Source organism: Mesorhizobium sp. M0800 (genome assembly GCF_040320095.1).
In the GTDB taxonomy this organism is placed as follows: Bacteria; Pseudomonadota; Alphaproteobacteria; order Rhizobiales; family Rhizobiaceae; genus Mesorhizobium.
This window is the reverse complement of record NZ_JAMYOZ010000010.1, coordinates 1-23,674: the sequence shown is the minus strand read 5'-3', so window position 1 is coordinate 23,674 and position 23,674 is coordinate 1. Positions and strand designations below refer to the sequence as shown.

General features: G+C 62.2%; 32 protein-coding genes. 9 read left to right on the top strand and 23 right to left on the bottom strand.

Annotated features, from left to right (window positions below; genetic code table 11):
- Window positions 1–28: 28 nt before the first annotated feature.
- From NKI18_RS14710 to NKI18_RS14700, 3 genes are all read right to left on the bottom strand, one after another.
- A complete protein-coding gene (locus NKI18_RS14710; RefSeq protein WP_353019942.1) occupies window positions 29–316 on the bottom strand; it encodes a hypothetical protein in 288 nt (95 codons plus the stop codon).
- A complete protein-coding gene (locus tag NKI18_RS14705; RefSeq protein ID WP_352570851.1) occupies window positions 309–611 on the bottom strand; it encodes a type II toxin-antitoxin system prevent-host-death family antitoxin in 303 nt (100 codons plus the stop codon). The genes NKI18_RS14710 and NKI18_RS14705 overlap by 8 nt, the downstream gene beginning before the upstream one ends.
- Window positions 612–775: 164 nt before the next feature.
- Complete coding sequence (locus NKI18_RS14700; RefSeq protein WP_023674717.1) at window positions 776–1,027, bottom strand: DUF1127 domain-containing protein; 252 nt, start codon at window positions 1,025–1,027, stop codon at window positions 776–778.
- 93 nt (window positions 1,028–1,120) lie between these two features.
- Here NKI18_RS14700 and NKI18_RS14695 point away from each other — a divergent pair, with 93 nt between their 5' ends.
- The 3 genes from NKI18_RS14695 to NKI18_RS14685 all read left to right on the top strand — a co-directional run bounded on the left by NKI18_RS14695 (window position 1,121) and on the right by NKI18_RS14685 (window position 5,240).
- Window positions 1,121–2,533: an aminotransferase-like domain-containing protein gene (locus tag NKI18_RS14695; RefSeq protein WP_352619106.1), complete on the top strand. Its 1,413-nt coding sequence runs from the start codon at window positions 1,121–1,123 to the stop codon at window positions 2,531–2,533.
- Between the two features lie 149 nt (window positions 2,534–2,682).
- Window positions 2,683–4,920, top strand: coding sequence for a phosphoribosylformylglycinamidine synthase subunit PurL (purL, locus tag NKI18_RS14690; RefSeq protein WP_352619241.1), 2,238 nt, complete (start codon window positions 2,683–2,685; stop codon window positions 4,918–4,920).
- 86 nt (window positions 4,921–5,006) lie between these two features.
- Window positions 5,007–5,240, top strand: a complete 234-nt coding sequence (locus tag NKI18_RS14685) for a BolA/IbaG family iron-sulfur metabolism protein (protein WP_023674714.1) — start codon at window positions 5,007–5,009, stop codon at window positions 5,238–5,240.
- 12 nt (window positions 5,241–5,252) lie between these two features.
- Here NKI18_RS14685 and NKI18_RS14680 read toward each other — a convergent pair whose 3' ends face one another.
- Window positions 5,253–6,059: a phosphodiester glycosidase family protein gene (locus tag NKI18_RS14680; RefSeq protein WP_352619108.1), complete on the bottom strand. Its 807-nt coding sequence runs from the start codon at window positions 6,057–6,059 to the stop codon at window positions 5,253–5,255.
- 163 nt (window positions 6,060–6,222) lie between these two features.
- Here NKI18_RS14680 and grxD point away from each other — a divergent pair, with 163 nt between their 5' ends.
- Window positions 6,223–6,558 carry a Grx4 family monothiol glutaredoxin gene (grxD, locus tag NKI18_RS14675; RefSeq protein WP_023674712.1) on the top strand — a complete coding sequence of 112 codons (336 nt, stop codon included), beginning with the start codon at window positions 6,223–6,225 and terminating at the stop codon, window positions 6,556–6,558.
- A 207-nt stretch (window positions 6,559–6,765) separates the two neighbouring features.
- Entirely contained in the window at window positions 6,766–7,965 is a 1,200-nt protein-coding gene (locus tag NKI18_RS14670) for a multidrug effflux MFS transporter (protein ID WP_502900704.1), read from the top strand.
- Window positions 7,966–7,983: 18 nt separating this feature from the next.
- Here the strand turns inward: NKI18_RS14670 and NKI18_RS33390 are convergent, their stop codons facing one another.
- The 4 genes from NKI18_RS33390 to rpsD all read right to left on the bottom strand — a co-directional run bounded on the left by NKI18_RS33390 (window position 7,984) and on the right by rpsD (window position 10,916).
- On the bottom strand, window positions 7,984–8,391 hold the full coding sequence (locus tag NKI18_RS33390) for a UCP034077 family protein (RefSeq protein ID WP_352646825.1): 408 nt from the start codon (window positions 8,389–8,391) through the stop codon (window positions 7,984–7,986).
- Between the two features lie 49 nt (window positions 8,392–8,440).
- Window positions 8,441–9,268, bottom strand: a complete 828-nt coding sequence (locus NKI18_RS14660; protein ID WP_352576004.1) for an inositol monophosphatase family protein — start codon at window positions 9,266–9,268, stop codon at window positions 8,441–8,443.
- Window positions 9,258–10,145: a tRNA 2-thiocytidine(32) synthetase TtcA gene (gene ttcA / locus NKI18_RS14655; RefSeq protein ID WP_352619113.1), complete on the bottom strand. Its 888-nt coding sequence runs from the start codon at window positions 10,143–10,145 to the stop codon at window positions 9,258–9,260. Before ttcA ends, NKI18_RS14660 begins: the two co-directional genes overlap by 11 nt.
- Before the next feature lie 153 nt (window positions 10,146–10,298).
- Entirely contained in the window at window positions 10,299–10,916 is a 618-nt protein-coding gene (gene rpsD / locus NKI18_RS14650; RefSeq protein ID WP_023717376.1) for a 30S ribosomal protein S4, read from the bottom strand.
- Between the two features lie 380 nt (window positions 10,917–11,296).
- Here rpsD and NKI18_RS14645 point away from each other — a divergent pair, with 380 nt between their 5' ends.
- The gene (locus NKI18_RS14645; protein ID WP_023674706.1) at window positions 11,297–11,509 is read left to right on the top strand and encodes a hypothetical protein; all 213 of its coding nucleotides are present in this window, start codon (window positions 11,297–11,299) and stop codon (window positions 11,507–11,509) included.
- Window positions 11,510–11,599: 90 nt separating this feature from the next.
- Here NKI18_RS14645 and NKI18_RS14640 read toward each other — a convergent pair whose 3' ends face one another.
- The 9 genes from NKI18_RS14640 to purC all read right to left on the bottom strand — a co-directional run bounded on the left by NKI18_RS14640 (window position 11,600) and on the right by purC (window position 17,126).
- Window positions 11,600–11,788: a DUF3008 family protein gene (locus NKI18_RS14640; RefSeq protein WP_023674705.1), complete on the bottom strand. Its 189-nt coding sequence runs from the start codon at window positions 11,786–11,788 to the stop codon at window positions 11,600–11,602.
- A 76-nt stretch (window positions 11,789–11,864) separates the two neighbouring features.
- Entirely contained in the window at window positions 11,865–12,677 is an 813-nt protein-coding gene (gene murI / locus NKI18_RS14635; RefSeq protein ID WP_352619116.1) for a glutamate racemase, read from the bottom strand.
- 157 nt (window positions 12,678–12,834) lie between these two features.
- Window positions 12,835–13,410: a hypothetical protein gene (locus NKI18_RS14630; protein ID WP_352619118.1), complete on the bottom strand. Its 576-nt coding sequence runs from the start codon at window positions 13,408–13,410 to the stop codon at window positions 12,835–12,837.
- A 206-nt stretch (window positions 13,411–13,616) separates the two neighbouring features.
- Complete coding sequence (locus tag NKI18_RS14625; RefSeq protein WP_352457782.1) at window positions 13,617–14,264, bottom strand: Pr6Pr family membrane protein; 648 nt, start codon at window positions 14,262–14,264, stop codon at window positions 13,617–13,619.
- A gap of 4 nt (window positions 14,265–14,268) precedes the next feature.
- Window positions 14,269–14,679: a hypothetical protein gene (locus NKI18_RS14620; protein ID WP_352457781.1), complete on the bottom strand. Its 411-nt coding sequence runs from the start codon at window positions 14,677–14,679 to the stop codon at window positions 14,269–14,271.
- A gap of 2 nt (window positions 14,680–14,681) precedes the next feature.
- Entirely contained in the window at window positions 14,682–15,347 is a 666-nt protein-coding gene (locus NKI18_RS14615; protein WP_352457780.1) for a glutathione S-transferase family protein, read from the bottom strand.
- Between the two features lie 31 nt (window positions 15,348–15,378).
- Complete coding sequence (purQ, locus tag NKI18_RS14610; RefSeq protein WP_023674723.1) at window positions 15,379–16,047, bottom strand: phosphoribosylformylglycinamidine synthase subunit PurQ; 669 nt, start codon at window positions 16,045–16,047, stop codon at window positions 15,379–15,381.
- A 1-nt stretch (window position 16,048) separates the two neighbouring features.
- The gene (gene purS, locus NKI18_RS14605; RefSeq protein WP_023674724.1) at window positions 16,049–16,291 is read right to left on the bottom strand and encodes a phosphoribosylformylglycinamidine synthase subunit PurS; all 243 of its coding nucleotides are present in this window, start codon (window positions 16,289–16,291) and stop codon (window positions 16,049–16,051) included.
- A 40-nt stretch (window positions 16,292–16,331) separates the two neighbouring features.
- A complete protein-coding gene (gene purC / locus NKI18_RS14600; RefSeq protein WP_023674725.1) occupies window positions 16,332–17,126 on the bottom strand; it encodes a phosphoribosylaminoimidazolesuccinocarboxamide synthase in 795 nt (264 codons plus the stop codon).
- Between the two features lie 270 nt (window positions 17,127–17,396).
- Between purC and NKI18_RS14595 the strand changes: the two genes are divergently transcribed.
- Window positions 17,397–17,717 (top strand): DUF1476 domain-containing protein, encoded by a 321-nt coding sequence (locus tag NKI18_RS14595; protein ID WP_023674726.1) that lies wholly within the window; start codon window positions 17,397–17,399, stop codon window positions 17,715–17,717.
- Between the two features lie 118 nt (window positions 17,718–17,835).
- Entirely contained in the window at window positions 17,836–18,609 is a 774-nt protein-coding gene (locus tag NKI18_RS14590) for an HpcH/HpaI aldolase family protein (protein ID WP_352576016.1), read from the top strand.
- Here the strand turns inward: NKI18_RS14590 and NKI18_RS14585 are convergent.
- Window positions 18,606–19,154: an RBBP9/YdeN family alpha/beta hydrolase gene (locus tag NKI18_RS14585; protein WP_023674728.1), complete on the bottom strand. Its 549-nt coding sequence runs from the start codon at window positions 19,152–19,154 to the stop codon at window positions 18,606–18,608. The two genes, NKI18_RS14590 and NKI18_RS14585, sit on opposite strands and share 4 nt — an antisense overlap.
- A gap of 271 nt (window positions 19,155–19,425) precedes the next feature.
- Here NKI18_RS14585 and NKI18_RS14580 point away from each other — a divergent pair, with 271 nt between their 5' ends.
- The gene (locus NKI18_RS14580) at window positions 19,426–20,238 is read left to right on the top strand and encodes a VOC family protein (protein ID WP_352619104.1); all 813 of its coding nucleotides are present in this window, start codon (window positions 19,426–19,428) and stop codon (window positions 20,236–20,238) included.
- A gap of 1 nt (window position 20,239) precedes the next feature.
- Here NKI18_RS14580 and NKI18_RS14575 read toward each other — a convergent pair whose 3' ends face one another.
- The 5 genes from NKI18_RS14575 to NKI18_RS14555 all read right to left on the bottom strand — a co-directional run.
- Complete coding sequence (locus tag NKI18_RS14575) at window positions 20,240–20,812, bottom strand: RBBP9/YdeN family alpha/beta hydrolase (RefSeq protein ID WP_352619102.1); 573 nt, start codon at window positions 20,810–20,812, stop codon at window positions 20,240–20,242.
- Window positions 20,812–22,119, bottom strand: a complete 1,308-nt coding sequence (gene purB / locus NKI18_RS14570; protein ID WP_353019936.1) for an adenylosuccinate lyase — start codon at window positions 22,117–22,119, stop codon at window positions 20,812–20,814. Before purB ends, NKI18_RS14575 begins: the two co-directional genes overlap by 1 nt.
- Before the next feature lie 59 nt (window positions 22,120–22,178).
- Complete coding sequence (locus tag NKI18_RS14565) at window positions 22,179–22,679, bottom strand: hypothetical protein (protein ID WP_352457775.1); 501 nt, start codon at window positions 22,677–22,679, stop codon at window positions 22,179–22,181.
- Window positions 22,680–22,690: 11 nt separating this feature from the next.
- Window positions 22,691–23,416, bottom strand: coding sequence for a DUF2259 domain-containing protein (locus NKI18_RS14560; protein ID WP_352619098.1), 726 nt, complete (start codon window positions 23,414–23,416; stop codon window positions 22,691–22,693).
- A 52-nt stretch (window positions 23,417–23,468) separates the two neighbouring features.
- A partial coding sequence (locus NKI18_RS14555) for a hypothetical protein (protein ID WP_353019933.1) occupies window positions 23,469–23,674 on the bottom strand: 206 nt, incomplete at its 5' end.

The window sequence follows — 23,674 nt, the reverse complement described above, 5'->3', positions numbered from 1 at the left end:
TCTGGAAAACGATGGGTCCTTTCGATGTTCAATTCAAATATCGGGCGTCTTCGCTTTTTCTTCTATTCCGCGGCCTTGGGGTAAAGAGGGTGGCGCGGCGGGCCTCGGTCTCAGGAATCTCAACATAGTGCGCGCCAGGTCGTGGCGGCTGGCTCGTGATTGGAAAGAGCAGGGCCTGCTTGCGGCCATTCTTGCCGGCAACGATCAGCATAACGCAAGTCGGCCGCGCCTTGCGTCCGCTTTCCTCGCCCCGGTCATATTCCCTTGCCCACAAATAGGAATAGAGAATGATCTGTCCGTGGCCGGGTTCAGTCATCCCGAACATCATCTCGCGCGACTGCGTCGAGGCCGGTTAGAAGCCTGTCGCGTTCCTCGGCCGACAGATCCTCGACGCGGTGTGCCCGTTGCGCGCTGCGACTGGTGATGCGGTCGAACTGCTCTGCCGTCAGGAGAACGAACTTGCGCTTGCCGCGCTTGGTGATGTCAACAGGGCCGCGGAACGCGGCCTCAACAACCTCGCCGGATTTGTTGCCGAGATCTGTGAGGGTGAAACTTGCCACGGTCATCTCCTTCGTTATCCCCAAAATAAGGGAATTAGCTGTTTTCAGCAATACCCCTATTCACTGGAGACGTCGCGAGCGAATGCTGTGAGGGCACGAAGGAGGATGGTATCTCAGTGATGAAGAAGATCGCGTTGGTTCCGATGTCGATATTGACGCTCTCGTCTAACCGTCGATATGCCACGCGACGTTCGAGACGGAGCATCCGGCTGCTCTCAGTCCCAAAACGCCCTCAGCCCCTCACGATGGGCATCGCAACGCGAGATACCGATGTCCTTGAGCTGGTCGTCAGTCATCTCGAGCAGGACCAGCCGGCTGCGCCGGCGATCCATTAACCCGTCGATCCACCTCGCGAAGGATCTGAGCGTACGCACCAGCCGACTGACATAGGTTGGCCTGCCCGGCGGGCGCGCCACCTGCACCTGCAATTCAACTGCCGCGTAGCGGATTGTCTCTATTGTACCCATTTTCTTTCTGCCAAGATTGCAATTGTGCCCTTTTGTACAGCCCGCTTCATATGTATTGACTCTCATTTCGGTGCAATGTAAAAAATTGTCACCATGACAACTTGGCTTCCAGACCTTACAGCCGGCACTGGCCCGCTCTATCAGCGGCTTGCCGATTCCATCGAGACGGACATCGACCGCGGCCTGATCGGTGCAGGGGCAAAGCTGCCGCCGCAGCGCGATCTGGCATACGACATCGGCACGACTGTCGGCACGGTCGGCAGGGCCTATCAATTGCTGCGCGAGCGGGGATTGGTCAGCGGCGAGGTCGGCCGCGGAACCTATGTTATCGCTCAACAGTCGGAGAGCGCAAAGCCGGATTTCCTGGGGCCGGTCGAACAAGGCACGCGCTATATGGATGCGCCCGGCGACAAACTGCGCTTCGATAGCACGGCCGCACCGGATGTCGGCCAGGGTGCCATCGTCGCTGACGTGTTGACACGCACGGCGCAAGACCATCCGCATGAGATTTCAAGCTATACTCGTGATTTCCCGGACCGCTGGTTCGAAGCCGGCAGGCGCTGGCTGTCGCGCAATTCCTATCGCCCGGCGGCGGATGCAATCGTTCCCACGCTCGGCACCCACGCCGCGGTGATGGCAACCATTGCGGGGCTCACCGCCCCCGGCGACTATGTCGTCTTCGAACACCTCACCTATTCGCAGATCTCGCGCAGCGCCGGCCTGATCGGTCGCCGGACCGCACTGGTGGCGGCTGATGACGAGGGCATCGATCCCGAGGATTTCGAGCGCGTCTGCGCACAAAAGCATCCGAAGATGATGTTTTTGATGCCGACGGCCAAGAACCCGACGCTGACAACACTGTCGGCCGCGCGCCGCGAGGCAATCGCGTGTATCGCCCGTCAATATAACGTCGTCCTGATTGAGGACGATCTCTACGGCGGACTGACCGACGACCCGACACCTATATTGGCCGAATATGCTCCCGAACGGACCATCGTTGCCGGCGGCCTCTCGAAATCGGTCGCGGCGGGTGTTCGCGGCGGCTGGCTCGCTTGCCCGCCGGCCTATCGTCACCGCATCCGGGTCGCCCACAAGATGATGACGGGCGGCCTGCCCTTTCTGCTGGCGGAGGTGGGCAGCCGGCTGGTGCTGTCCGGTCAGGCCGCTGAGATGCGCAAACGCAGCATTGCCGAGATCGGTGCGCGCATCGCGATCGTGCGCGAGACACTCGACGGCTTCGACTTCAAGGCGCTGGATAATGTGCCGTTCGTCTGGCTCACTTTGCCCGACCCGTGGCTTTCCGGCACTTTCAAACAGGCCTGCCTCGAACATGGCGTGGTCATCGACGACGAGGATGAGTTCAAGGCAGGGCGTTCCGAACAGGCCTTTCACGGCGTGCGGTTTGGCATCTCGCAGCCGCGACAGCGGGACGATATCGCGCACGGCGTCGCGGTGATCCGGCGGCTTCTGGACGAGGGCCGCGCCGGCTACGACAGCTTTTCCTGAACCGGCTTGAAACCGGCGGGTCGAGTGGCGATCTTTCGCTACTTACCGTCAGCTGTTGCTTTCCATCGTTTTAGTCATCTAACGGGGTGTATCGGCTGCAAAGCTTGCGATAAGACGGGACTCGATCCCAAGGACATAAATTGCCGATCATGACCATTTCCAATTCCGTGCCGATCACTCCTGAACTCATTGCCGCGCACGGGCTGAAGCCCGACGAGTACCAGCGCATCCTCGACCTCGTCGGGCGCGAACCGAGCTTTACCGAACTTGGTATTTTTTCGGCGATGTGGAACGAGCATTGTTCCTACAAATCCTCGAAGAAGTGGCTGCGCACGCTGCCGACCACCGGGCCGCAAGTCATCCAGGGCCCGGGCGAGAATGCCGGCGTGGTCGACATCGGCGACGGCGACTGCGTCGTCTTCAAGATGGAGAGCCATAACCACCCCTCCTATATCGAGCCTTATCAGGGAGCTGCGACCGGCGTCGGTGGCATCCTGCGCGATGTCTTCACCATGGGCGCGCGGCCGATCGCGGCGATGAACGCGCTGCGCTTCGGTGCGCCGGACCATCCCAAGACCAAACACCTCGTTGCCGGCGTCGTTTCAGGCGTCGGTGGCTATGGCAATTCCTTCGGCGTGCCGACGGTCGGCGGCGAGGTCAATTTCGACGCCCGCTACAACGGCAATATCCTGGTCAATGCGTTTGCCGCGGGCCTCGCGAAGACGGACGCAATCTTTCTGTCCGAGGCCAAGGGCGTCGGCCTGCCGGTCGTCTATCTCGGCGCCAAGACCGGGCGCGACGGTGTCGGCGGCGCCACCATGGCCTCGGCCGAGTTCGACGACAAGATCGACGAGAAGCGGCCCACGGTCCAGGTTGGCGATCCCTTCACCGAAAAATGCCTGCTCGAAGCCTGCCTCGAACTGATGGCGTCCGGCGCCGTTATCGCCATCCAGGACATGGGTGCCGCTGGCCTCACCTGCTCGGCGGTCGAGATGGGCGCCAAGGGCGACCTCGGCATTGAGCTCGACCTCGACAAGGTGCCGGTGCGCGAAGAGCGCATGAGCGCCTATGAGATGATGCTGTCGGAGAGCCAGGAGCGCATGCTGATGGTGCTGCGCCCCGAAAAGGAAAAACAGGCCGAGGCGATCTTCCACAAATGGGGCCTCGACTTTGCCATCGTCGGCAAGACCACCGACGATCTGCGCTTTCGCGTGCTGCATCAGGGCGACGAGGTTGCCAATCTGCCGATCAAGGATCTCGGCGACCAGGCGCCGGAATATGACCGTCCCTGGGTCGAGCCGAAGAAGCCGGCGCCGCTGGCCGGCGATGCACCGCAAGCCGACGTGGCCGAGGCACTGCTCAAGCTGCTGGGCGGACCGGACCTCTCCTCGCGCCGCTGGGTGTGGGAGCAGTACGATACGCTGATCCAGGGCAATTCGTTGCAGCTTCCCGGCGGCGATGCCGGCGTCGTGCGCGTCGACGGTCATCCGACCAAGGCGCTCGCCTTCTCCTCCGACGTGACGCCGCGCTATTGCGAGGCCGATCCCTACGAGGGAGGCAAGCAGGCGGTCGCCGAATGCTGGCGCAATCTTACCGCCACCGGTGCCCTGCCGCTCGCGGCCACCGACAACCTCAATTTCGGCAATCCGGAACGGCCGGAGATCATGGGCCAGCTGGTTGGTGCCGTGAAAGGCATCGGCGATGCCTGCCGGGCGCTTGGCTTCCCGATCGTCTCCGGCAACGTCTCGCTCTACAATGAGACCAACGGCCAAGGCATCCTGCCGACACCGACCATTGGCGGCGTCGGGCTGATTGCCGACTGGTCGAAAATGGTGCGGATCGGCTTTGCCGCCGAAGGCCAGATGATCGTGCTGGTCGGCGCGCCGACCATGTGGGGCACGCATCTTGGCCAGTCCGCCTATATGCGCGACATTCATGGCCGCGCCGACGGCCCGCCGCCGCCGGTCGATCTCGACCACGAGAAGCGGGTCGGCGACCATGTGCGGGCGCTGATCGGCTCCGGTGTCGTTACCGCGGCGCATGACGTTTCCGACGGCGGCATCGCGGTGGCGCTGGCCGAGATGGCGATGGCCTCAGGCATCGGTGCGACCATCCCCGGCCTGATCGGTACAGATCCGATCCCGGTCTGGTTCGGCGAGGACCAGGGCCGTTATCTGCTGACACTGTCGATCGATCCGCAGAGCGAGGAATGGGACGCCATTCGCGAACAGCAAGCCAAACTCGGCGTCTTCGCACCATGGATCGGCTCGACCGGCGGCAGCGAATTGAAGCTGGGCGAGGCACGTGCGATACCGGTCAGCGAATTGACCGCCGCCCACGAATCCTGGTTCCCTCGCTTCATGGCAAATGAGGTCGTGGACCCGTGATGTGATCGAGCGGGGCCGTTTCGGTGTGGTTCATCCGCCTTTTCGACCATATCTATGAGATCACGACCTGAACAAGGAATCCTCATATGGCAATGGACGCCCACGACATCGAACGGCTGATCAAGGAAGGCATTCCCGACGCCAAGGTGACGATTCGCGACCTGGCCGGCGACGGCGACCATTATGCGGCTGAGGTGGTGGCCGAAAGCTTTCGCGGCAAAAGCCGCGTCCAGCAGCACCAGATGGTCTATGACGCGCTGAAGGGCAACATGGGCGGCGTACTGCACGCGCTTGCCCTGCAGACCAGCGTGCCGGACTGAGCTCTCTTGCAGTTACCGGCTCGCAAGCTTCTTACCGGTCACGGCAATGATCGGCCCCGCCGGATACTTTCCACCCACAATCATCCGCTCGCCGTTCGACAGCGCCGAAACGACCCCGTCGAAGAAAAGCGCGTTGGGACAATCGAGCGCATCCCGGAATAGCCGTGCGAAGCTGCCGAGGCTGACTTCAGAGCGCGAGATCGCCAGCACGACGGTGTTTTCGTCACGCACGCCGACGCCGTTGCGGATATAGCGCGACGTGCCGTTCTGCTCGAAACGGGGATGAAGCCCGCCGTCGATCACCAGCATCGGGCCGGATTGCGTGGCGAACATCACGTCCGGCCTGGCGGCGGCATAGGCGTTCGTCTCCATGACCGCCGCCTTGCCGTCCTTGCGGACCAGGAATACGCCATTCGGTTTCAGGAAGAAATTGCCTCCGCTGTCGGCGACGTTGATCGGCGCCTTCTCCTGGCCGTCTTCAACGAGAAGGCCGACTGGGGTCAGGTCTTGGTGGTACATGCCGGCGTTCATGGCGAGCAGCACCGTCCGGCCCTGATCCGCCATCGCCTTGTCGAATTTGTCCAGTGAACCGAAAGCCTTGCCGTCGAGGCCTGCGTGGAACACACCGACGTCATAGCGGCGCAGATCGATCTCGCAGGCGACATAGGCGACCGCCTCGAAGCTCGCATCGCGGCACGGCGCCGGCAATTCATCGCCGACGACCAGCGTTGGCTGTCTCGGCGACGTGGCCCACCAGATCAAGACCAATGCGGCGACCAGAACGGCGAGGAGGAACCCGGCGAGATATCGTCTTTTCATCGCGCCTCGGGAAAGATGGTGGCCAACGCTCTTGGCCCAAGATCAGACGTTCCTTTGCGCCATTTGCATGGCAAGGCGGCAAACATCTTGTTTCGCGCAACCCATGGGTTTATTTGAAGGGTAATGTTCGAGCCTGACTCCCACAGGCATGAAAGGGTATTCCATGAGCGGCATCAACGACTACATCGACAATGAAGTGAAGGGCAACGACGTCGTTCTCTTCATGAAGGGCACGCCCGGCTTCCCGCAATGCGGATTTTCCGGCCAGGTCGTGCAGATCCTCGACTATATCGGCGCCGACTATAAGGGCGTCGACGTGCTGACGTCGGCCGAACTGCGGCAAGGCATCAAGGACTACTCCAACTGGCCGACCATCCCGCAGCTCTACGTCAAGGGCGAGTTCGTCGGCGGCTGCGACATCATCCGCGAGATGTTCCAGGCGGGCGAACTGCAGACCTTCCTCGTCGAAAAGGGCGTCAGCGTCAAAGGCGCCGCCTGACTTCTGCTTCTGCGTATGACCTTCCGCCTGCGATTTTCGGGGGTCATGCGCTAAGCGCCGGGGCAGCCCCCACCTTGGCAAAAAGTTCTGCCCGCTATCGGGCAATCAACGAATGGATGCGTCGGCCAGCCGGCGCATTTTCGTTTGAGGATCGGACTGGCCGTGGATCAGCAAGCACAAGCGCAGCAAAAGGCAAGCACCTTGCCTATTCCGCGCTGGGAATTCATTGCGCTGTGCGCGGCGCTGATGGCGCTCAATTCGCTTGCCATCGACATTATTTTGCCGGCGCTGCAGCAGATCGGCGCTTCGCTTGGCATCGAAAATGAAAACCACCGGCAATATGTGGTCACGGCCTATATCCTTGGCTTTGGCGGCGGACAGCTGTTCTTCGGGCCGATCTCGGACCGTTTCGGGCGCCGCGCGCCTCTTGTCGCAGGGCTGGTGATCTACGTCGTGGCGGCCGGCGCTGCGGCAATAGCCCCGTCATTCACCACGCTTCTGCTATGCCGGGCCGTGCAAGGCATCGGTGCGGCGGCGACGCGCGTCATTGCCGTCTCGATCGTGCGCGATACGTTCGACGGAAGGCGCATGGCCGAAGTCATGTCCTTGATCTTCATGGTGTTCATGGCCATTCCGGTGGTGGCGCCCGGTATCGGCCAGTTCATCATGCTGTTTGCGACCTGGCATGTGATCTTCGTCACCATGGCAGCCGGCGCGCTGATCGTGTCCGCCTGGTCGCTGCTGCGCCTGCCCGAGACACTACACCCCGAATATCGCCGGCCGCTGACGTTGTCCTCCATCATCGGCGGCTTCCGCATCGTTCTCACCAACCGCATCGCGCTCTGCTACGCCTTCGCCAGCACCTTCATCTTCGGCGCCATGTTCGGCTTCATCGCCTCGGCCCAGCAGATCTATGTCAGCGTGTTCAATGTCGGCGAGATGTTCCCCGTCATCTTCGCGGGGGTTGCCGGCGTACTTGCTTTTTCGAACTACCTCAACTCGCGCCTCGTCGGCCGCATCGGCATGCGCCGTCTGTCGCAAAGCGCGCTGCTGCTGTTTCTGGCCATCAGCCTTGCCTGGCTGGTCGTTTCCATCGAAATAAAGATGCCGCTCTGGCTCTTCATTACCGTCTTTGCCTGCGCCATGGTCCCGTTCGGCGCGCTCGGCGCGAACTTCAACGCGCTCGCTATGGAGCCGCTGGGGCACCTGGCCGGCACTGCGTCGTCGATCCTTGGGTTCATGCAGACATTTCTTGGCGGCATTCTCGGCACGCTGATCGGCCAAGCCTTCAACGGCACGGTGACGCCGCTGGCCGCCGGGTTCTGCAGCGTGTCGGTGGCGGCGCTGCTGATGATCCTGCTGGCCGAGCGCGGCAGACTGTTCCAGCCGCATAACCCGCCGGTTTAATGCCCATTGCGCGTGCGCCTAGGATGCACCCTCACTGACCGCGGTGAAGCGAGGGAACAGCGTACGTCCTGCGATTGCTCCACCCATACTGTCCGAAACGGGCAGTGGAAGAGCCTTGTCGAGCGCCTCGAGGACGGAAGCCACGAAGGCCCGGTTGAGCGGACCATCGTCCCCTAGATGTGAGTAGGTGGCGCGCGGCTTGCCGATAAGCGTGCCGTTTCGGCGAATTGAGAACTGCAGCGTCAGGGTCATGCCCGCGCTTCCGCGCGGCGGCTTCCAACAGGCGAAGATCGCGGAGAACATCTCGTCTATGGTGTCGACGGAGTCGGGACTGCGACATGCGCGTTCCCCAGCTCTTGTTTCATGGACACCGGCAACCAAGGCAAGGGCAAAGGCCGTTGCAACAATTGCGGACCGAGGTTTCATTCGAGATCTCCGGTTTCGCACAAGATTGGACAACTTTGGCAGCGAAGAGCTATTCCGCCCAGAGCTCACGGCGCAGCTCCCGCCAGCTCTCCCGGTCCGGTGCGACCAGCAGGCCACCCCCGACATGCGACGGCAGATAGGCGCTGCCGTCGAAGCGCGCGGCATGGCCGCCGGCCTCCGCATGGATCAGCACGCCGGCCAGGTGGTCCCAAGGCATCAGCTTGTTGTAGACGACGAAATGGCCGTGGCCGCTGGCCAGCAGGCGGTATTCATGGGCGGCGCAGCGATAATTGAACTGCGATAGCGACTTGGTCTGGTTGCGCGCCAAACGTGAGCGGTCCGGCTCGGGCACATAGTGCCATGAGACCGCACCGGTCATTTCCGACATCGGCGCCGGTTTGGCGACATGGACCTTTTCCAGATCGCCATGGGCATGGCGGATATGGCTGCCGGCGCCACTAACGCCGATCAGCCAATCCTTGCCGACGGGATCGTGAATGATGCCGGCGACCGTCTCGCCCTTGATCACGACGCCAAGCATGACGCCGAACAGCGGCACGCCGGAGGCGAAGTTGAAGGTGCCGTCGACCGGGTCGATGACGAAGGCGAGTTCGGCATCGCCGAGACCGTCGAGCAGCGTCGGGTCGTCGGAGCAGGCCTCCTCGCCGACGATCATTGCGTGGGGATAACGCTGGCGCAGCCTGGCGGTGATGAGCCGTTCGGCATTGACGTCGGCCTCGGTGACGAGATCGGCGGCCGAGGTCTTGCGACGGACGTCGCCCTCGCTCAACCGTCGAAAGCGTGGCATGATCTCGGCGACGGCGGCTTCCGACAGAAGGTCGGCAAGCCAGTCGATCGCGCTATCGTCAAATGTCATCGGGACGCCTGGTGGTGAGGGTTTCGTTGAGGGCGGCGAAATCGAACAGCTTCCTGTCGAGCAGATGCGAACGCCGCACATTGGTCATGGCGTGGATCATCGTGTCCTTGCGGCCGGGCATGCGCTTCTCGATGTCGTCGAGCATCGCCTTCATGGCGTTGCGCTGCAGGCCTTCCTGGCTACCGCACAGATCGCACGGAATGATCGGGAATTTCATGGCGCCGGCGAATTTCTCGAGATCGGCTTCCGCACAATAGGCGAGCGGCCGCAGCACCATGACATCGCCTTCGTCATTGAGCAGCTTCGGCGGCATGGCGGCCAGGCGCCCGCCATGGAACAGGTTCATGAAGAAGGTTTCCAGTATGTCCTCGCGGTGGTGGCCGAGCACCAGCGCCGAGCAGCCCTCCTCGCGGGCAATGCGATAGAGATGGCCGCGCCGTAGCCGCGAGCACAGCGAGCAATAGGTGCTGCCCTCGGCCAGCTTGTCGGTGACCACCGAATAGGTGTCCTGATATTCGATGCGATGCGGAATGGCATATCTATCGAGATAATCGGGCAATATGTGCTTGGGAAAGTTCGGCTGGCCCTGGTCGAGATTGCAGGCTAACAGCTCGACCGGCAGCAGCCCGCGCCATTTGAGATCGAGCAGAACGGCAAGCAGGCCGTAGGAATCCTTGCCGCCCGACAGAGCGACCAGCCAACGGTCGCCGGGCCTCACCATGGAGAAATCGTCGATCGCCTGGCGGGCAAGCCGCAACAGCCGCTTGCGCAGCTTGTTGAACTCGACGGAGGACGGCACATCGGCAAACAGAGGATGAAAGCCGCCTTCGGCGTCGGCGACCGGTTCGAGCGTTTCGGCGTCTGGCAGCATATTCATGGCGCGTCGGCCCCAAGATCCTGTTGCCGCCCGCAGTAGCGCATCGGACCGAAAACCGAAATCGATTTCGGAATCACGCTGCGGAAAAGGAACGAAAAAAGAAAAGGCCGCCTCGACGGGCGGCCTTCGATTGTATCGTGACGAACGCGCCGATCAGCGCGAATAGAACTCGACGACCAGGTTCGGTTCCATCTGCACGGCAAACGGAACGTCCGCCAGGCCGGGGATGCGCGTGAAAGCCGCGGTCATCTTGTTGTGATCGGCCTCGATGTAATCGGGCACGTCGCGCTCGGCCAGGCCCACCGATTCCAGCACGATGACCAGCTGCTTCGACTTCTCGCGCACTTCGATGACATCGCCCGGCTTGCAGCGGTACGAGCCGATGTTGACGCGCTTGCCGTTGACGTTGACGTGGCCATGATTGACGAACTGGCGCGCCGCAAAGATGGTCGGCACAAACTTGGCGCGATAGACGACTGCGTCGAGGCGCGATTCGAGCAGGCCGATCAGGTTCTCCGAGGTGTCGCCCTTGCGGCGGTCCGCCTCTTCATAGACCTTGCGGAACTGCTTTTCCGAAACGTCGCCATAGTGGCCCTTCAGCTTCTGCTTGGCGCGCAGCTGCAGGCCGAAATCGGAAAGCTTGCCCTTGCGGCGCTGGCCATGCTGGCCGGGGCCGTATTCACGCTTGTTGACCGGGGACTTCGGGCGGCCCCAGATGTTTTCGCCAAGACGGCGGTCGATCTTGTACTTCGCGGATTCGCGCTTGCTCATCGCATTCCCTTTCAAAACAACATACCCGGAACCTCATGGTCCGGGTGAAGGAAACGCGCCCTCCTCTGGCCTCCGTTTTCGAGACCTGACAGGGTTTTCCACGCAACGCGACGGAAAACCCACGGGACACGTCATTTCAAACAAGACATAGGGAAAGTAAAACCGGCTTCCCAAACGTCTTGCACACATAAAGAAAACCACCGGGCATTGCGGCCCGGTGTTGGTGGGCTGGTTAAACGGAGATTTAACCGCTGTCAAGCTTCTGGCTGGCGCGAATCGCCGAACCGGATAGTGTTACGGTTGTAGAATGTGCCGGATGTGGCGGGAGGTTGCGCCAGCGGCATCAGGAAGGGACTGAAGTCAGAGGAGCTGGAATTCGCATGAAGAAGTTCTTCCTTACGTTGGTAGGCGCCGCGGTGATGGCCGGCACGATGGCGGTCGCGCCCGAGCCGGCGCAGGCCCGGCATTGGCATGGGCACAGGCATCACCAGGTCTGCCGCATCGTGGTCAAGAAGAAGGTGGTGTGGCGCCACGGTCATCGCAAGGTCATCCGCTACAAAGTGCGGCGCTGCGGGTGGGGCTGGAACTGGTAATTTTCGTCCTCGCCCGTTGAGACTTCATGGCCCGCGGCTCAGCCGCGGGCCTTTTATTGACCGGCATCCGCCGTCAGAATGGCCAGTCGATCAGTGTTTCGACTTCTTTTCCGGCAGGCCCTTGCGCTTGGTCTCGGCGAATTCCTCGAGCTGTTTTTCGCTCATGGATTTATACATTCCCTTCGACGCGCCTTTGAGCGCGCCCTTCTTGGTCTCGCCGCGCTTGGCTGACAATGCCGCGCCGGCCGCTTTCTGCTGGGCTTTTGAGGTGGCTGGCATGATGGTTTCTCCCGTTTCCGATGAGAGGAAAACGCATTGTCTGGTGTGATGTTCCCAAAGCGAAAATTGCTTGCGGTCAGGATACCGCCAAGCCAAAACCCTGCATCAGCCGGCGCGTCGGAAAATCGGCGCTGTTTGAGGTGAAGAATGCAAGGTCGGCGCCTTCGGGCAGTGCCTTTCTGCGATAACAGGCCCCGGTATCGGCGAGCAGCGACAGCGCGCGGCGTGCGATCGCCTCGGCCGGGTCGAGCCAGTCGACCGGCCAAGGTGCTGTCTTGCGCATGCGGTTGGCCAAAAACGGATAATGGGTGCAGGCAAGCACGACGATGTCGGTGCGCAGCCCGTCATGCTCAACGAAGCACGGCGCGATCTCGGCGCGCACGGCGTCCTCGTCGACAAAACCATCGCGCATATAGGCTTCGGCCAATCCAGCCAGCCTGTCGCTGCCGACCAGGCGGACATGGCATTTCTGCGCCCATTTGCTGATCAGGTCGCGCGTGTACTGGCGCTTGACGGTGCCGGGCGTAGCCAGCACCGAAACCAGGCCTGAGCGCGTGCGTTCCGCCGCCGGCTTGATGGCCGGCACGGTGCCGACGAAAGGATGGCCGGGAAACCTCTCGCGCAAGGCATCGATGACCAGTGTCGAGGCGGTGTTGCAGGCGATGACCGAAATGGCCGGCGAAAACCGGTCGAGCAGCCTGGCGAATAACTCCAAGATATGTGTTCTCAGCGCCGGTTCCTCCCAGGCGCCGAAGGGGAACGCCGCGTCGTCGGCGACATAGACGAAGCGGCGGTCAGGCATCAGCACGCGCGCCTCACGCAGCACGGTGAGGCCGCCAATGCCGGAATCGAACATCAGGATCGGACGGGCGCTCGATGGATCGGTCATTGTCATTGAGTCACTAAGGGCTGGGAGTCACTAAGGGCTGGGAATCACAAACGAGATCACGAGGAGGGGCCCGGCCCATGCTTTCTGCTTCGGCCAATGATGCTTTATCCCGGCCGCTTCTATGTGGAACCATCATGGCCTTGATGCGGCGAGCCGGTCACACAAGGCCGCGCTTGCCGAAGCCGCCGGGCCGCGGCCGGCCGTTCGCCGGAGATGCAGGTTGAGATGCAGGGTGGTTCGACGGCACCGGCGCGGCCCGCGTGGTGTAGGCTGGAGCCAGGGCCGTCGCGCCGGCGGCTGACGCTGAATGGAGCGCCGCGGCGCCGCGCAGCGGCCCGGGCGGGTCGAAATCGTCGAAACTCAGGGATGACGCCATATCCGCAGAGCCGCCGCCCGCAGGCTTGCCCGCCAAGATGACGGCCCACAGCCCGACAAGAGCTAATCCCAGCAGGTTAAGGCCGGAATGCGAATCTTCGCCGTCGAATTTCACGACAAGAACAGTGCCGGCCTGCAGGATCGCGAACAGCGTCGAGAACACGATATACGACCAACGGATCCAACCCGACCCTTGCGCGTCGCGGCTTCGACGCCAGGCGAAATTCGCGCGGAACAGAACGATCACCAGCGAGGTAACGAGAACAGCCGCGGCCAGCCCTTCCCTGGAAGGACCGGGTTTCGAATTGGCCAAACCCTCGAAGCCGACGGTCCCCACGACGCACAGCACAAAGGTCACGATTTCCGCAACCAGAGCCTGGGTTATCGTCGACGAATTCAACACCGATGATCTCGCGACGAGCTGGGCGCTCGAAGATACCAAGCCGCTCGGCCAATTCACGCGCAAGTTCATGTCACGGATCGCTGGCGAAGCTGCTGCGGCGATCCGTGCAGGCGCCGCGCGAACCGTGCCAAGACGCTAAAGGCTGCCGCGGCGGGAGAGCATCATCGCGGATGAACGCCCGCCGCCCTGATCCGCGTGACACCGTGGTCCACAAGCACCGCCACGATGCACAGCATCAGAAAGAGCCCGGTGATGGCCAGAGCCGAGACGGCGACGCTGGTCGCGCCGTTCTTGGCGAGATCGAGGAACGGGTAGGGCACTTCACCGGCAATCGGCGCCCGCAGCAGCGCGTAGGCCAGATAGGCGATCGGATAGATCATCCACCAGGAGATGTCGCGCCACCGCGTCGAGCCGTCGGCGCCTGCCACAAGCCACCACAGCACGAACAACACCGGCGTCACATAGTGCAGGAGCACATCGCAGAGCAGGAACAGCCCTTGCGGCTGCCAAAGCTGCGCCAGGACCGTTGCATAAACGATGAGGACCAGCGTTATGGCGACGGCTACGCCCGCCCGCATCCGTGGCGCGGAAAAGGCCGGAAACCAGGCATAACCCGTCGACGACAGCAACGAGGCATGGACGAGCACCGCGCCGATGTTGGTCAGGATGGTGAAGAAGCTGAAATAGAAGACCAGCGAGCCGGCAAAGCCGCGGCCGGCTTCCATTGATGCCGGGACGGTGATGCAGAGCTGCAGGACGAGCCCGGCCAGGCCGACGACCAGACCGGTGATCTGCAGCACGCGACCCATTGGGCTAGGCAGCAGCGCCGCAGGCCGGATTGCCCGCCTGCCAGCGGGCAATGTCCGAGCCGATGCGGGCGCCGAGCGGTTCCGCCATCAATGGGCCGAACACGTCGACGCGGCTCGAATTGCCTTGCGCCTGCACGACCAGCAACGGCTTTCCACCATAATGTTTGGCCGGCACCAGCAGGAAGCGCGGCGTGCCGCTGAACGAATTCAGCTCGTTGGCCATCTGGTAAGATTTGAAGGCAGGGTCCTTGCTGGCGATCCAGCATTTGTGGGCAGCTATTGCCACCTGCTCCATGGCAAGCAGTGACGCACTCTTGCCCGCCGGCGCCGGCGCGCTCTTCGGGCCTGACTGGCAGGAGGCGAGTACAAGCCCGGCGGCAGTAGCGACGGCGAGGCGCGTGGTCGTCGGTCTCATGTTCAAGCGGCGCCCATCTCGAGTTCGGACAGAAAGATCTTCAGACCGTCTGTCATCTCACCCCAGACGCGCGACAGCGCCGGATGCTGCAAGGCTATTTGCTCGTAGGCATCGAATTTCGGATAGGCGTCAAGCAAATCGGGGCGGCCCATCGTTGTCCTGAAATTGTTGAAGACGAAGCGGGTCGGCGTCAACCACGCATCGGCAAAGGAGATGTCGTCGCCGAGCGCGAACGGGCCATGCGCCATGCGGGCCTCGATTGCCGCAAGCCCGTGATGCAATCGGGCGAACTGTGCCTTGATCTCCGCCTCGTTGCGCTGCGGCACGAAATGGAGCTCGAACAGCTTCATCGTCGGGGCGAGCACGTCGAGGTCGGTGATGCGGGCGAACATGCGCACCAGCGCCCGGTCCTTCGAGTCCCTCGGCAGCAGCGCCGGCTCGGGAAAGCGCTCCTCCAGATATTCGGCGATGACCACCGATTCGACGATCGTTTCGCCGGAGCCGGTGATCAGCACCGGAATCCGGTTCAACGGCGAGATGGCACGAAACGCCTCCGGGATGGGAAACCCCGGCGGCGGTGCAATGAGCTTGAGCGGCACGTTCTTGATGTAGGCCAACGCCCGCACGATCGACGAATAGGGCGACAACGGCCGCGAATAGAGTTTCATGACCGTGGCTCCAGGAGGAAAATTGAAGGCATCAAGCAGCGATGCCCAGCGCGCTTTCGAACAGCGCCCGGCCGTCGCTGCCGCCATGCGCCGCTTCGATCAGGTTCTCGGGATGCGGCATCAGGCCGAGCACGTTGCCGCGGCCGTTGACGATGCCGGCAATGTCGTTGATCGAGCCGTTGGGATTGGTGCCTTCGGCATAGCGGAACACCACCTGGCCTTCGCCTTCGAGGCGGGCCAGCGTTTCGGCATCGGCAAAATAATTGCCGTCATGGTGCGCCACCGGCGCGCGGATGATCTGGCCCGGCTGGTAGCGACGGGTGAACATCGTGTTGGCATTGGCGATCTGCAGCTTCACCTGACGGCAGACGAATTTCAGCGAGGTATTGCGCATCAATGCGCCCGGCAGCAAGCCGGCCTCGACCAGGATTTGGAAGCCGTTGCAGACGCCGATGACCGTGACGCCCTTGGCCGCCTTTTCGGCCACAGCCCGCATTACCGGCATGCGCGCGGCAATGGCGCCGCAGCGCAGATAATCGCCGAACGAAAAGCCGCCGGGAATGGCGATCAGGTCGACATCGGGAATTTCGGTGTCGGTCTGCCAGACGGTGACCGGCGGCGTGCCGGAAATCTTGGTCAGCGCCGCGATCATGTCGCGGTCGCGATTGAGGCCTGGGAGCAGGACGACGGCTGATTTCACCTCAGGCGATCTCCACCGCGTAATTCTCAATCACTGTATTCGCCAGAAGCTTGTCGCACATGGCTTTCAGATCGGCCTCGGCCTTGGCGCTGTCGCTCTCGGCCAATTCGACGTCGAAAACCTTGCCTTGCCGCACCTGGCCGACGCCGCCGAAACCCATTCCGGACAGCGCGTGCTCGATTGCCTTGCCTTGTGGGTCTAGCACGCCGTTCTTGAGGGTTACGGTAATGCGGGCCTTGATCACGCTGGACATGCTCCTGTTCACCTGTTGAGCGGGCAAGCCGTCAGTGCGGCTTACCTTTGACACCGTCGGTCGATGCGACGAGCACCGGCCCGGCCGGACGCGGTGGCTCGTTCTCGTTCATGATGCCGAGACGGCGGGCAACTTCCTGATAAGCCTCGACCAGCCCGCCCATGTCGCGGCGGAAGCGGTCCTTGTCGAGCTTGTCCTGCGTCGCCACGTCCCACAGCCGGCAGGAATCCGGCGAGATCTCATCGGCAACGACGATGCGCATCATATCGCCTTCGAACAGGCGGCCGCATTCGATTTTGAAATCGACCAGCTGGATGCCGACGCCCATGAACAGGCCGGAAAGGAAGTCGTTGACGCGAATGGCCAGCGCCATGACATCGTCGATCTCCTGAGGGCTCGCCCAACCGAAGGCGGTGATGTGCTCTTCCGATACCATCGGATCGTCGAGCGCATCGGCCTTGTAATAGAATTCGATGATCGAGCGCGGCAGCACGGTGCCTTCCTCGATGCCCAGGCGCTTGGCCAGCGAGCCGGCGGCGACGTTGCGCACCACCACTTCGAGCGGGATGATCTCGACTTCCTTGATCAACTGCTCGCGCATGTTGAGCCGGCGGATGAAGTGGGTCGGAATGCCCATCCGGTTGAGATGATTGAAGATGTGCTCGGAAATGCGGTTGTTGAGCACGCCTTTGCCATCGACGATTTCATGCTTCTTCTTGTTGAAAGCGGTAGCGTCGTCCTTGAAGAACTGGATCAGCGTGCCAGGCTCCGGTCCCTCATAAAGGATCTTGGCCTTGCCTTCATAAATGCGGCGGCGATTTTTCATCTGATTTTTCTCTGGATTTGCGGGCAGGCGGCAAGCGACCAGTTCCTGTCCGTCTGCCTAAAATAAGATGGCGACGGTGGGGTTCAATGCCGGTGTCTATCCCAATCGCACTGTTTGCTCAATCGGCAAATCCTTTCAATCAACCGCTTTCGGGCACCGAAATGCCGCAGCGCAGCAAGCAATGTAGCATATTGACCGGCCGGCGCCCTTTTGGTTTGTGCTCCGGCAACACATATTGGCACAACGAATCGGATTTCACGGAGGGATGCCATGAGCAGCATGAAAGACCGCGAAGAGGGCTTTGAGCGCAAATTCGCATTCGACGAGGAACTTCGGTTCAAGGCTGCGGCACGCCGCAACAGAGCGCTCGGCCTGTGGGCTGCCGAAAAGCTCGGCAAGTCCGGCGCCGATGCCGACGCTTATGCCAGGGAAGTGGTCGTCAGCGACATCGAGGAAGCCGGCGATCACGACGTTTTCCGCAAGATACGCAAGGATTTCGATGCGGCCGGCATCGACCAGTCGGACCATCAGATCCGCCGCACCATGGATGAATTGATGGCGCAGGCGATCGAGCAGATCAAGAACACCTGATCCCCATCGATACTCTTGGAATGCTGGACCAATCGACCGCCCGGCCTCACCGGGCGGTTTTTCTTTGCCTTTGCGGTCATTTCCGGCTGAATTGCTGCAAGCAAAGAGGAAATCGCCAATGTCCCTGAAGTCACGCCTTGCGGCCGACGAGACGCTGTTCACCGCCTGGTCCGGCGTGCCGGATGCTTTGACGGTCGAGATACTGGCCCGGCAAGGGTTCGACGCGGTTACGCTCGATATGCAGCATGGTGGCCATCACGAGGACAGCGTGCTGCGCGGGCTTGTGCCGGTGCTGGCCGCCAACAAGCCGGCTTTGGTACGCATCCCGGTCGGCCGCTTCGACATGGCCAGCCGTGCGCTTGACTTCGGCGCCGAGGCGGTGATCGCCCCGATGGTGAATTCGGTGGCGGACGCAAAGCTGTTTGCTGCCGCAATGAAATACCCGCCACTCGGCGAGCGCTCCTGGGGCCCGACCTATGCTTTTCCGCGCCATGGCAAGGGCGACTATGCCGACTGGCTGCGCGACAGCAACCAGCGCACCATGGCGTTCGCCATGGTCGAAACGCGGGCCGCGCTTGATGCACTCGACGGCATCCTCGACACGCCGGGCATCGACGGGATATTCCTTGGCCCGTCGGATTTCTCGATCGCCTGGTCGAAGGGCACCACCGTCAGTTCGACGCTGGAGAGCATGATGGGGACCGTCGCCTCGATCGCCGAGCGCACCCGCAAAGCCGGCAAGCATGCGGCGATCTATGTGATGGAACCGGCCATCGCCGGTCGCGTGGTGTCGATGGGTTACCGGCTGCTGGCGATGGGTTCCGAGCATTCGCTGATTTCGCTTGGGGCAAAGACCCTGCTGAACAGCGTCAGGGATTCGATCGCTTCCTAGAGATCCGTCAGGAATTTCGCGAACGTCATCGAGCCTTCAGGCCAGGGGCCGAAGCCGGAATCCGCGTTGAGATGACCGGCATCCCCGGCGTCGATGAAAAGCGAGCCCCACGCCCCGGCAATGTCCTCGGCGACGCCGAAGGCGCAGAACGGGTCGTTGCGGCTGGCGATCACCACCGACGGAAACGGCAGCGGGTCGCGCGGATAGGGGCCGAAGGTCATCAGGTGCCTCGGCTTTATCTCTGGATTGGCGACATCGGGCGGCGCCACGAAGAAAGCGCCGGCGACCGGCCTCTCGAACCGAGGCAACGCTTGAATGACCGCCGCGACGCCAAGCGAATGGGCGACGATGACGACCGGCCGCTCGGCCTCGTTAACCGCCTTGGCGACACCGGCCGTCCAATCCTCGCGCACCGGCTTCGACCATTCCGCCTGTTCGACGCGGCGCGCTGTCGATAGTTTCGACTGCCAGCGGCTCTGCCAATGATCGGGGCCGGAATTGGTGTAGCCCGGCACGATGAGAATATCTGCTTCCCTGACTTTCATGGCGCGCATGTAGCGAGAGGCGCTGTCGGGTGCAACCGGGTATGAACTCAACAGCGACACGCAAACGGCCGCTCACGAGCCCGGTTCTGCTCGCTATTGTGAACACCCTGTTCGCTTCTTGCGCTCTTGTGTGAACGATCGCGATCAACGATCTGTCGCCAGGAAAGAATGGCTGTTCCGAGATTTTGGCACGGACATGGCGTAGAATGATTGATGGCGCCGGATTACTCTGTTGGAAGCTTGTCGAGCGCCGCCTGAACGGAGCACTTTGATGAGCGAACTGCCTTTTGCCGCGACGACCCCGGTCAGCGTTGCCCGCGTCGGCTTGCGGGCGCGCGATGCAGACAATCTCGCTGCCTACTATCGCAAAGTCGTCGGTTTGCAGGAACTGAGCCGCGCCGGCGGCACGATTACGCTCGGCGCAGTCAATCGCCCTTTGCTCGACATCGAAGCGGATCCGGCCGCGAAATCCGATGACCCGCGCAGCGCCGGTCTTTTCCACACCGCCTTCCTGCTACCCAGCCGGGCCGATCTCGGCCGCTGGATCAATCACGCCATCGCCGGCAAGATCGGCATCGAGGGCGCATCCGATCATCTGGTCAGCGAGGCTCTTTACCTAACCGATCCGGAAGGCAACGGCATCGAGATCTATGCCGACCGCCGTCCGCAGGACTGGAAATGGAACGGTGACAAGATAGCGATGGCGACGGAGCGGCTGAACATTCCGTCGGTCGTTGCCGAGGTGCCGGCCGGCGACACCGGCTGGCAGGGCGCGCCGGAAAACAGCATTATCGGCCACGTCCATTTGCGGGTCGGCAGGCCGGAGGAAGCCGAAGCATGGTGGCATCAGGAGTTCGGTTTCGACACAGTGGCAAAGTACGGTGGCGCGGCGGTGTTCCTGTCGTCCGGCGGCTATCATCACCACATTGGCGCAAATGCGTGGCAGAGCGCGGGCGCCGGTCGCCGCGATCCCGCCCGCTCCGGCCTGGCCTGGGTCGAGATGCGCTCGGACAATGCCGCAAGCGAGACCACCCGCGAGGATCCGTGGGGCACGGTAATAAGGACGGTTCCCGGTAAGGCGTAGGTTAGAGGTTCGCTTTTTCGAGCAAGCGGCCAAGCATGAGCAGGCCCGCCGGCCATACGCCGAGGCGGGCCTCGTTTCCCATATGGCCGAGATCGCCGGCATCGGCGATATCCGCGCCCCAGGCTGCGGCAAAAGCGGTCGCCTTGTCGAAAGTGACGCGTGGGTCGCTGCGGCTCGCCACCACCAATGTCGGGAAGGGCAGGCGCTTCAGCGGCATCGGCGCGAACGGGCGCACCGCGTCGAATGAGGGATCGGTATGGTCGACATTGGTCGCGGCAACCAGGAATGCCGCCGCGACCTTGTCGAGTTGGCTTTGACTGGCGCTAGCAGCCCACTTCACCGCCGTCGCCACCGCCAGCGAATGCGCAAGCAGCACGACGCGGCGCGGTGCGGCGGCCACCGCGGCATCCACCTGGCCGATCCAGTCTTCAGGCTTTGGCCGGTCCCACTCGGCCTGCAGCACGCGGCTCGAATTGGGGAACACCCGGCACCAATGCGACATCCAATGATCCGGCCCGGAATTGCCGCGCCCGGGCAGGGCAAGGAAATCGAAATCTCCGGCCGACGAAATCATCAGGCTTCTCCGAACACTCGGCTAAAGATCGTATCGACGTGCTTGGTATGATAGCCCAAGTCGAATTTCTCGCGGATCTCGGCCTCGGGCAAGGCTGTGACAACGTCCTTGTCGGCCAGAAGTTCCTCAAGAAAATCAGCGCCTTGCTCCCACACCTTCATGGCGTTGCGCTGCACCAGCCGGTAGGCGTCCTCGCGCGAAACGCCGGCTTGCGTCAGCGCCAGCAGCACGCGCTGCGAATGCACGAGGCCGCGGAATTTGTTCATGTTCTTCAGCATGTTGTCGGGGTAGACTAGCAGTTTGTCGACGACGCTGGTCAGGCGTGAGAGCGCGAAATCGAGCGTCACCGTCGCGTCGGGCCCGATCATGCGCTCGACCGAGGAATGCGAGATGTCGCGCTCGTGCCACAGCGCCACATTCTCCATTGCCGGCAATGCGAAGGAGCGCACCATGCGGGCAAGGCCGGTGAGGTTCTCGGTCAGCACCGGGTTGCGCTTGTGCGGCATCGCCGACGAGCCCTTCTGTCCGGGTGAAAAGTACTCTTCTGCTTCAAGTACCTCGGTGCGCTGCAGATGGCGCACCTCGATCGCCAGCCGCTCGATCGACGAGGCGATCACGCCGAGCGTGGCGAAGAACATCGCGTGGCGGTCGCGCGGGATCACCTGCGTCGACACCGGCTCCGGCTTCAGTCCGAGTTTCTTGGCCACGTATTCTTCGACATAAGGGTCGATATTGGCGAAGGTGCCGACCGCACCAGAGATGGCGCAGGTGGCGATGTCCTCGCGTGCATGCACCAGCCTCTCGCGGCAACGCGAGAATTCGGCATAGGCCTGCGCCAGCTTGACGCCGAAGGTGGTCGGCTCGGCATGGATGCCGTGGCTGCGGCCGATGGTGATGGTGTCCTTGTGCTCGAAGGCGCGGCGCTTGAGCGCCGCAAGCAGCCCGTCAATGTCGGCCAGCAGGATGTCGCTGGCGCGGGTGAGCTGCACGGCAAAACAGGTGTCGAGAACGTCGGAGGATGTCATGCCCTGGTGGATGAAGCGGGCATCCGGCCCGACGAATTCGGCAAGATGGGTGAGAAAGGCGATGACGTCATGCTTGGTGACCCGCTCGATCTCGTCGATGGCGTCGACGTCGAACTTCGCCGCTCCGCCTTTCTCCCAGATGGTCTTGGCGGCCTCCTTCGGGATGACGCCGAGCTCGGCCAATGCGTCGCAGGCGTAGGCCTCGATCTCGAACCAGATGCGGAACCGGGTTTCGGGCGACCAGATGGCCACCATTTCCGGCCGGGAGTAGCGAGGGATCATCAGTCGGTCCTGACTTGCGAGAGCATTTGCCCGCGTCCTATCAGAGGCAGGCAAAATGCTCAACGTTGCTGGCGCGCAAACCAGACGCTGGCGACAGCGAGCGCAATGAAACCGAGCGGAAAATACAGCCGGATGCCGAGGACGACGAACTGGTAGAGCGCCGTCAACATCGTGAACACGAACTGGAAAACCCAGGTGATGGTGAGCGCGGGTGCATGCCATTGGACGTAGTAGGAGCGGTATTGCAGCCCAAAGAGGCCGCCGGTGAAGGTAATTGTCGCGGCGAGAAGGCAGACGAAGGCGGCGGCGAGGGCGATTTCCCAGTGGCGTCCGAGCGAGACGAGCCGCGCCAGAAACAGCCCAACCGGGAAGGCCAGCGCGCCGCCGGCAGCATAAAGCAGCGAGACGAAGCGGACCTTCGCCGGGGTCTCCCAATCGTACAACAGCAGATTGAGCAGCGCGCTGGCGCCCATCGCCATGGCCCACAGCAAGGCACCGGCAAATACGGTGCGCAGCGACGGCAGAGCACGGCGGAGACGGCGCAGAGCGCGATAGCGCATGGCGGGGAACTTCACAGGCGACCGGTTACCGCGATCCAGCGATAGTCCGGCCCTTCGAAGCCGTATTGGCGCACCGCGATCAGCACGGCATAGGCGCTGAGGCTATCCAGAGAAAATGTCTGAACCGCGCCGATCTGGTAGCCATTCGGACAGCCTCTGCTTTGCGGGATCGATTTGTCCTCGTGAATGATCCTCGTCTGGCCGCCATCCTTCGCCTCGATGCGCAGCAGGCGAAAGCCATTGATCTCGCCCTGGCTCTGGCAGCGTTCGGTGTCATTCATGCCGATCTGGTCGAGCCGGAACTCGAGCGGATCGTCGACCGGCGAGAAGATCGGGCGCGGATTGACCACCATGCGGAAGGGATCGGCAGAAAGCTCGGTCACCGGGTTGAAGCCGGCGGTGATGCCGCGATTTGCCGTGAGTTCCGCCTGACTGACGATCGCTTCGCCCCTTTGCCGGGCCTGCAGCCGCGCTGCGGCCACCGTGGCATTCTCGTCGTCGAGCCGGACACGTATCGGCGAGCCCTTCAGGAAACTGTCGTCGGCCGTGTCGATATAATAGCGGGTCGCATAGGGAAATCCCGATCCGTCCTGGACGCCGTATTCCTCGAAGGCAAAGACCCCGCCATCACTGCTGAAGCCGAGGATCTCAAGCTCGGCGACATCGCCTGCGTGGGCGGCGGCCAAAGTTGCAAGCGGGGCAAGCAGGCAGACTGCAAACAGGGCAAGATTTCGCATGGGGCTTTCCATTCCGGCGGTCGACGCCGTTAAATTCCCTATCACGATGCTGTCAAAAGATCGTGCTGACTGAAACACAAAGTCGATGCATCCAATCCGGCCGCCGTTTGTTATTGTCGGCAGCTTCACCGCATCGTGGCGTACCCAAATAAGAATAGGGTTTTGGGAGGGCCCGTGGATTTTTTAAAAAATTTTTTATGGTGGTTTTGGCGGGCAAAAGGGCGCGCGGCGCGGTAAGGGGGGCCCCCCAGAAAGAAT

Excerpts from the sequence above, each read along its gene's own strand:
- NKI18_RS14685 (WP_023674714.1), top strand. The coding sequence starts at position 5,007 with ATGGCAATGGACGCCCACGACATCGAACGGCTGATCAAGGAAGGCATT.
- NKI18_RS14660 (WP_352576004.1), bottom strand. The coding sequence starts at position 9,268 with ATGACATTTGACGATAGCGCGATCGACTGGCTTGCCGACCTTCTGTCG.
- NKI18_RS14560 (WP_352619098.1), bottom strand. The coding sequence starts at position 23,416 with ATGCGAAATCTTGCCCTGTTTGCAGTCTGCCTGCTTGCCCCGCTTGCA.
- NKI18_RS14645 (WP_023674706.1), top strand. The coding sequence starts at position 11,297 with ATGAAGAAGTTCTTCCTTACGTTGGTAGGCGCCGCGGTGATGGCCGGC.
- NKI18_RS14565 (WP_352457775.1), bottom strand. The coding sequence starts at position 22,679 with ATGCGCTATCGCGCTCTGCGCCGTCTCCGCCGTGCTCTGCCGTCGCTG.
- NKI18_RS14680 (WP_352619108.1), bottom strand. The coding sequence starts at position 6,059 with ATGAAAAGACGATATCTCGCCGGGTTCCTCCTCGCCGTTCTGGTCGCC.
- purB (WP_353019936.1), bottom strand. The coding sequence starts at position 22,119 with ATGATCCCTCGCTACTCCCGGCCGGAAATGGTGGCCATCTGGTCGCCC.
- rpsD (WP_023717376.1), bottom strand. The coding sequence starts at position 10,916 with ATGAGCAAGCGCGAATCCGCGAAGTACAAGATCGACCGCCGTCTTGGC.
- NKI18_RS14575 (WP_352619102.1), bottom strand. The coding sequence starts at position 20,812 with ATGATTTCGTCGGCCGGAGATTTCGATTTCCTTGCCCTGCCCGGGCGC.
- NKI18_RS14625 (WP_352457782.1), bottom strand. The coding sequence starts at position 14,264 with ATGGGTCGCGTGCTGCAGATCACCGGTCTGGTCGTCGGCCTGGCCGGG.
- purC (WP_023674725.1), bottom strand. The coding sequence starts at position 17,126 with ATGAAAAATCGCCGCCGCATTTATGAAGGCAAGGCCAAGATCCTTTAT.
- NKI18_RS14620 (WP_352457781.1), bottom strand. The coding sequence starts at position 14,679 with ATGAGACCGACGACCACGCGCCTCGCCGTCGCTACTGCCGCCGGGCTT.
- NKI18_RS14585 (WP_023674728.1), bottom strand. The coding sequence starts at position 19,154 with ATGAAAGTCAGGGAAGCAGATATTCTCATCGTGCCGGGCTACACCAAT.
- NKI18_RS14595 (WP_023674726.1), top strand. The coding sequence starts at position 17,397 with ATGAGCAGCATGAAAGACCGCGAAGAGGGCTTTGAGCGCAAATTCGCA.
- grxD (WP_023674712.1), top strand. The coding sequence starts at position 6,223 with ATGAGCGGCATCAACGACTACATCGACAATGAAGTGAAGGGCAACGAC.
- NKI18_RS14695 (WP_352619106.1), top strand. The coding sequence starts at position 1,121 with ATGACAACTTGGCTTCCAGACCTTACAGCCGGCACTGGCCCGCTCTAT.
- NKI18_RS14700 (WP_023674717.1), bottom strand. The coding sequence starts at position 1,027 with ATGGGTACAATAGAGACAATCCGCTACGCGGCAGTTGAATTGCAGGTG.
- NKI18_RS14710 (WP_353019942.1), bottom strand. The coding sequence starts at position 316 with ATGACTGAACCCGGCCACGGACAGATCATTCTCTATTCCTATTTGTGG.
- murI (WP_352619116.1), bottom strand. The coding sequence starts at position 12,677 with ATGACCGATCCATCGAGCGCCCGTCCGATCCTGATGTTCGATTCCGGC.
- NKI18_RS14590 (WP_352576016.1), top strand. The coding sequence starts at position 17,836 with ATGTCCCTGAAGTCACGCCTTGCGGCCGACGAGACGCTGTTCACCGCC.
- NKI18_RS14615 (WP_352457780.1), bottom strand. The coding sequence starts at position 15,347 with ATGAAACTCTATTCGCGGCCGTTGTCGCCCTATTCGTCGATCGTGCGG.
- purL (WP_352619241.1), top strand. The coding sequence starts at position 2,683 with ATGACCATTTCCAATTCCGTGCCGATCACTCCTGAACTCATTGCCGCG.
- NKI18_RS14580 (WP_352619104.1), top strand. The coding sequence starts at position 19,426 with ATGAGCGAACTGCCTTTTGCCGCGACGACCCCGGTCAGCGTTGCCCGC.
- NKI18_RS33390 (WP_352646825.1), bottom strand. The coding sequence starts at position 8,391 with ATGAAACCTCGGTCCGCAATTGTTGCAACGGCCTTTGCCCTTGCCTTG.
- ttcA (WP_352619113.1), bottom strand. The coding sequence starts at position 10,145 with ATGAATATGCTGCCAGACGCCGAAACGCTCGAACCGGTCGCCGACGCC.
- NKI18_RS14640 (WP_023674705.1), bottom strand. The coding sequence starts at position 11,788 with ATGCCAGCCACCTCAAAAGCCCAGCAGAAAGCGGCCGGCGCGGCATTG.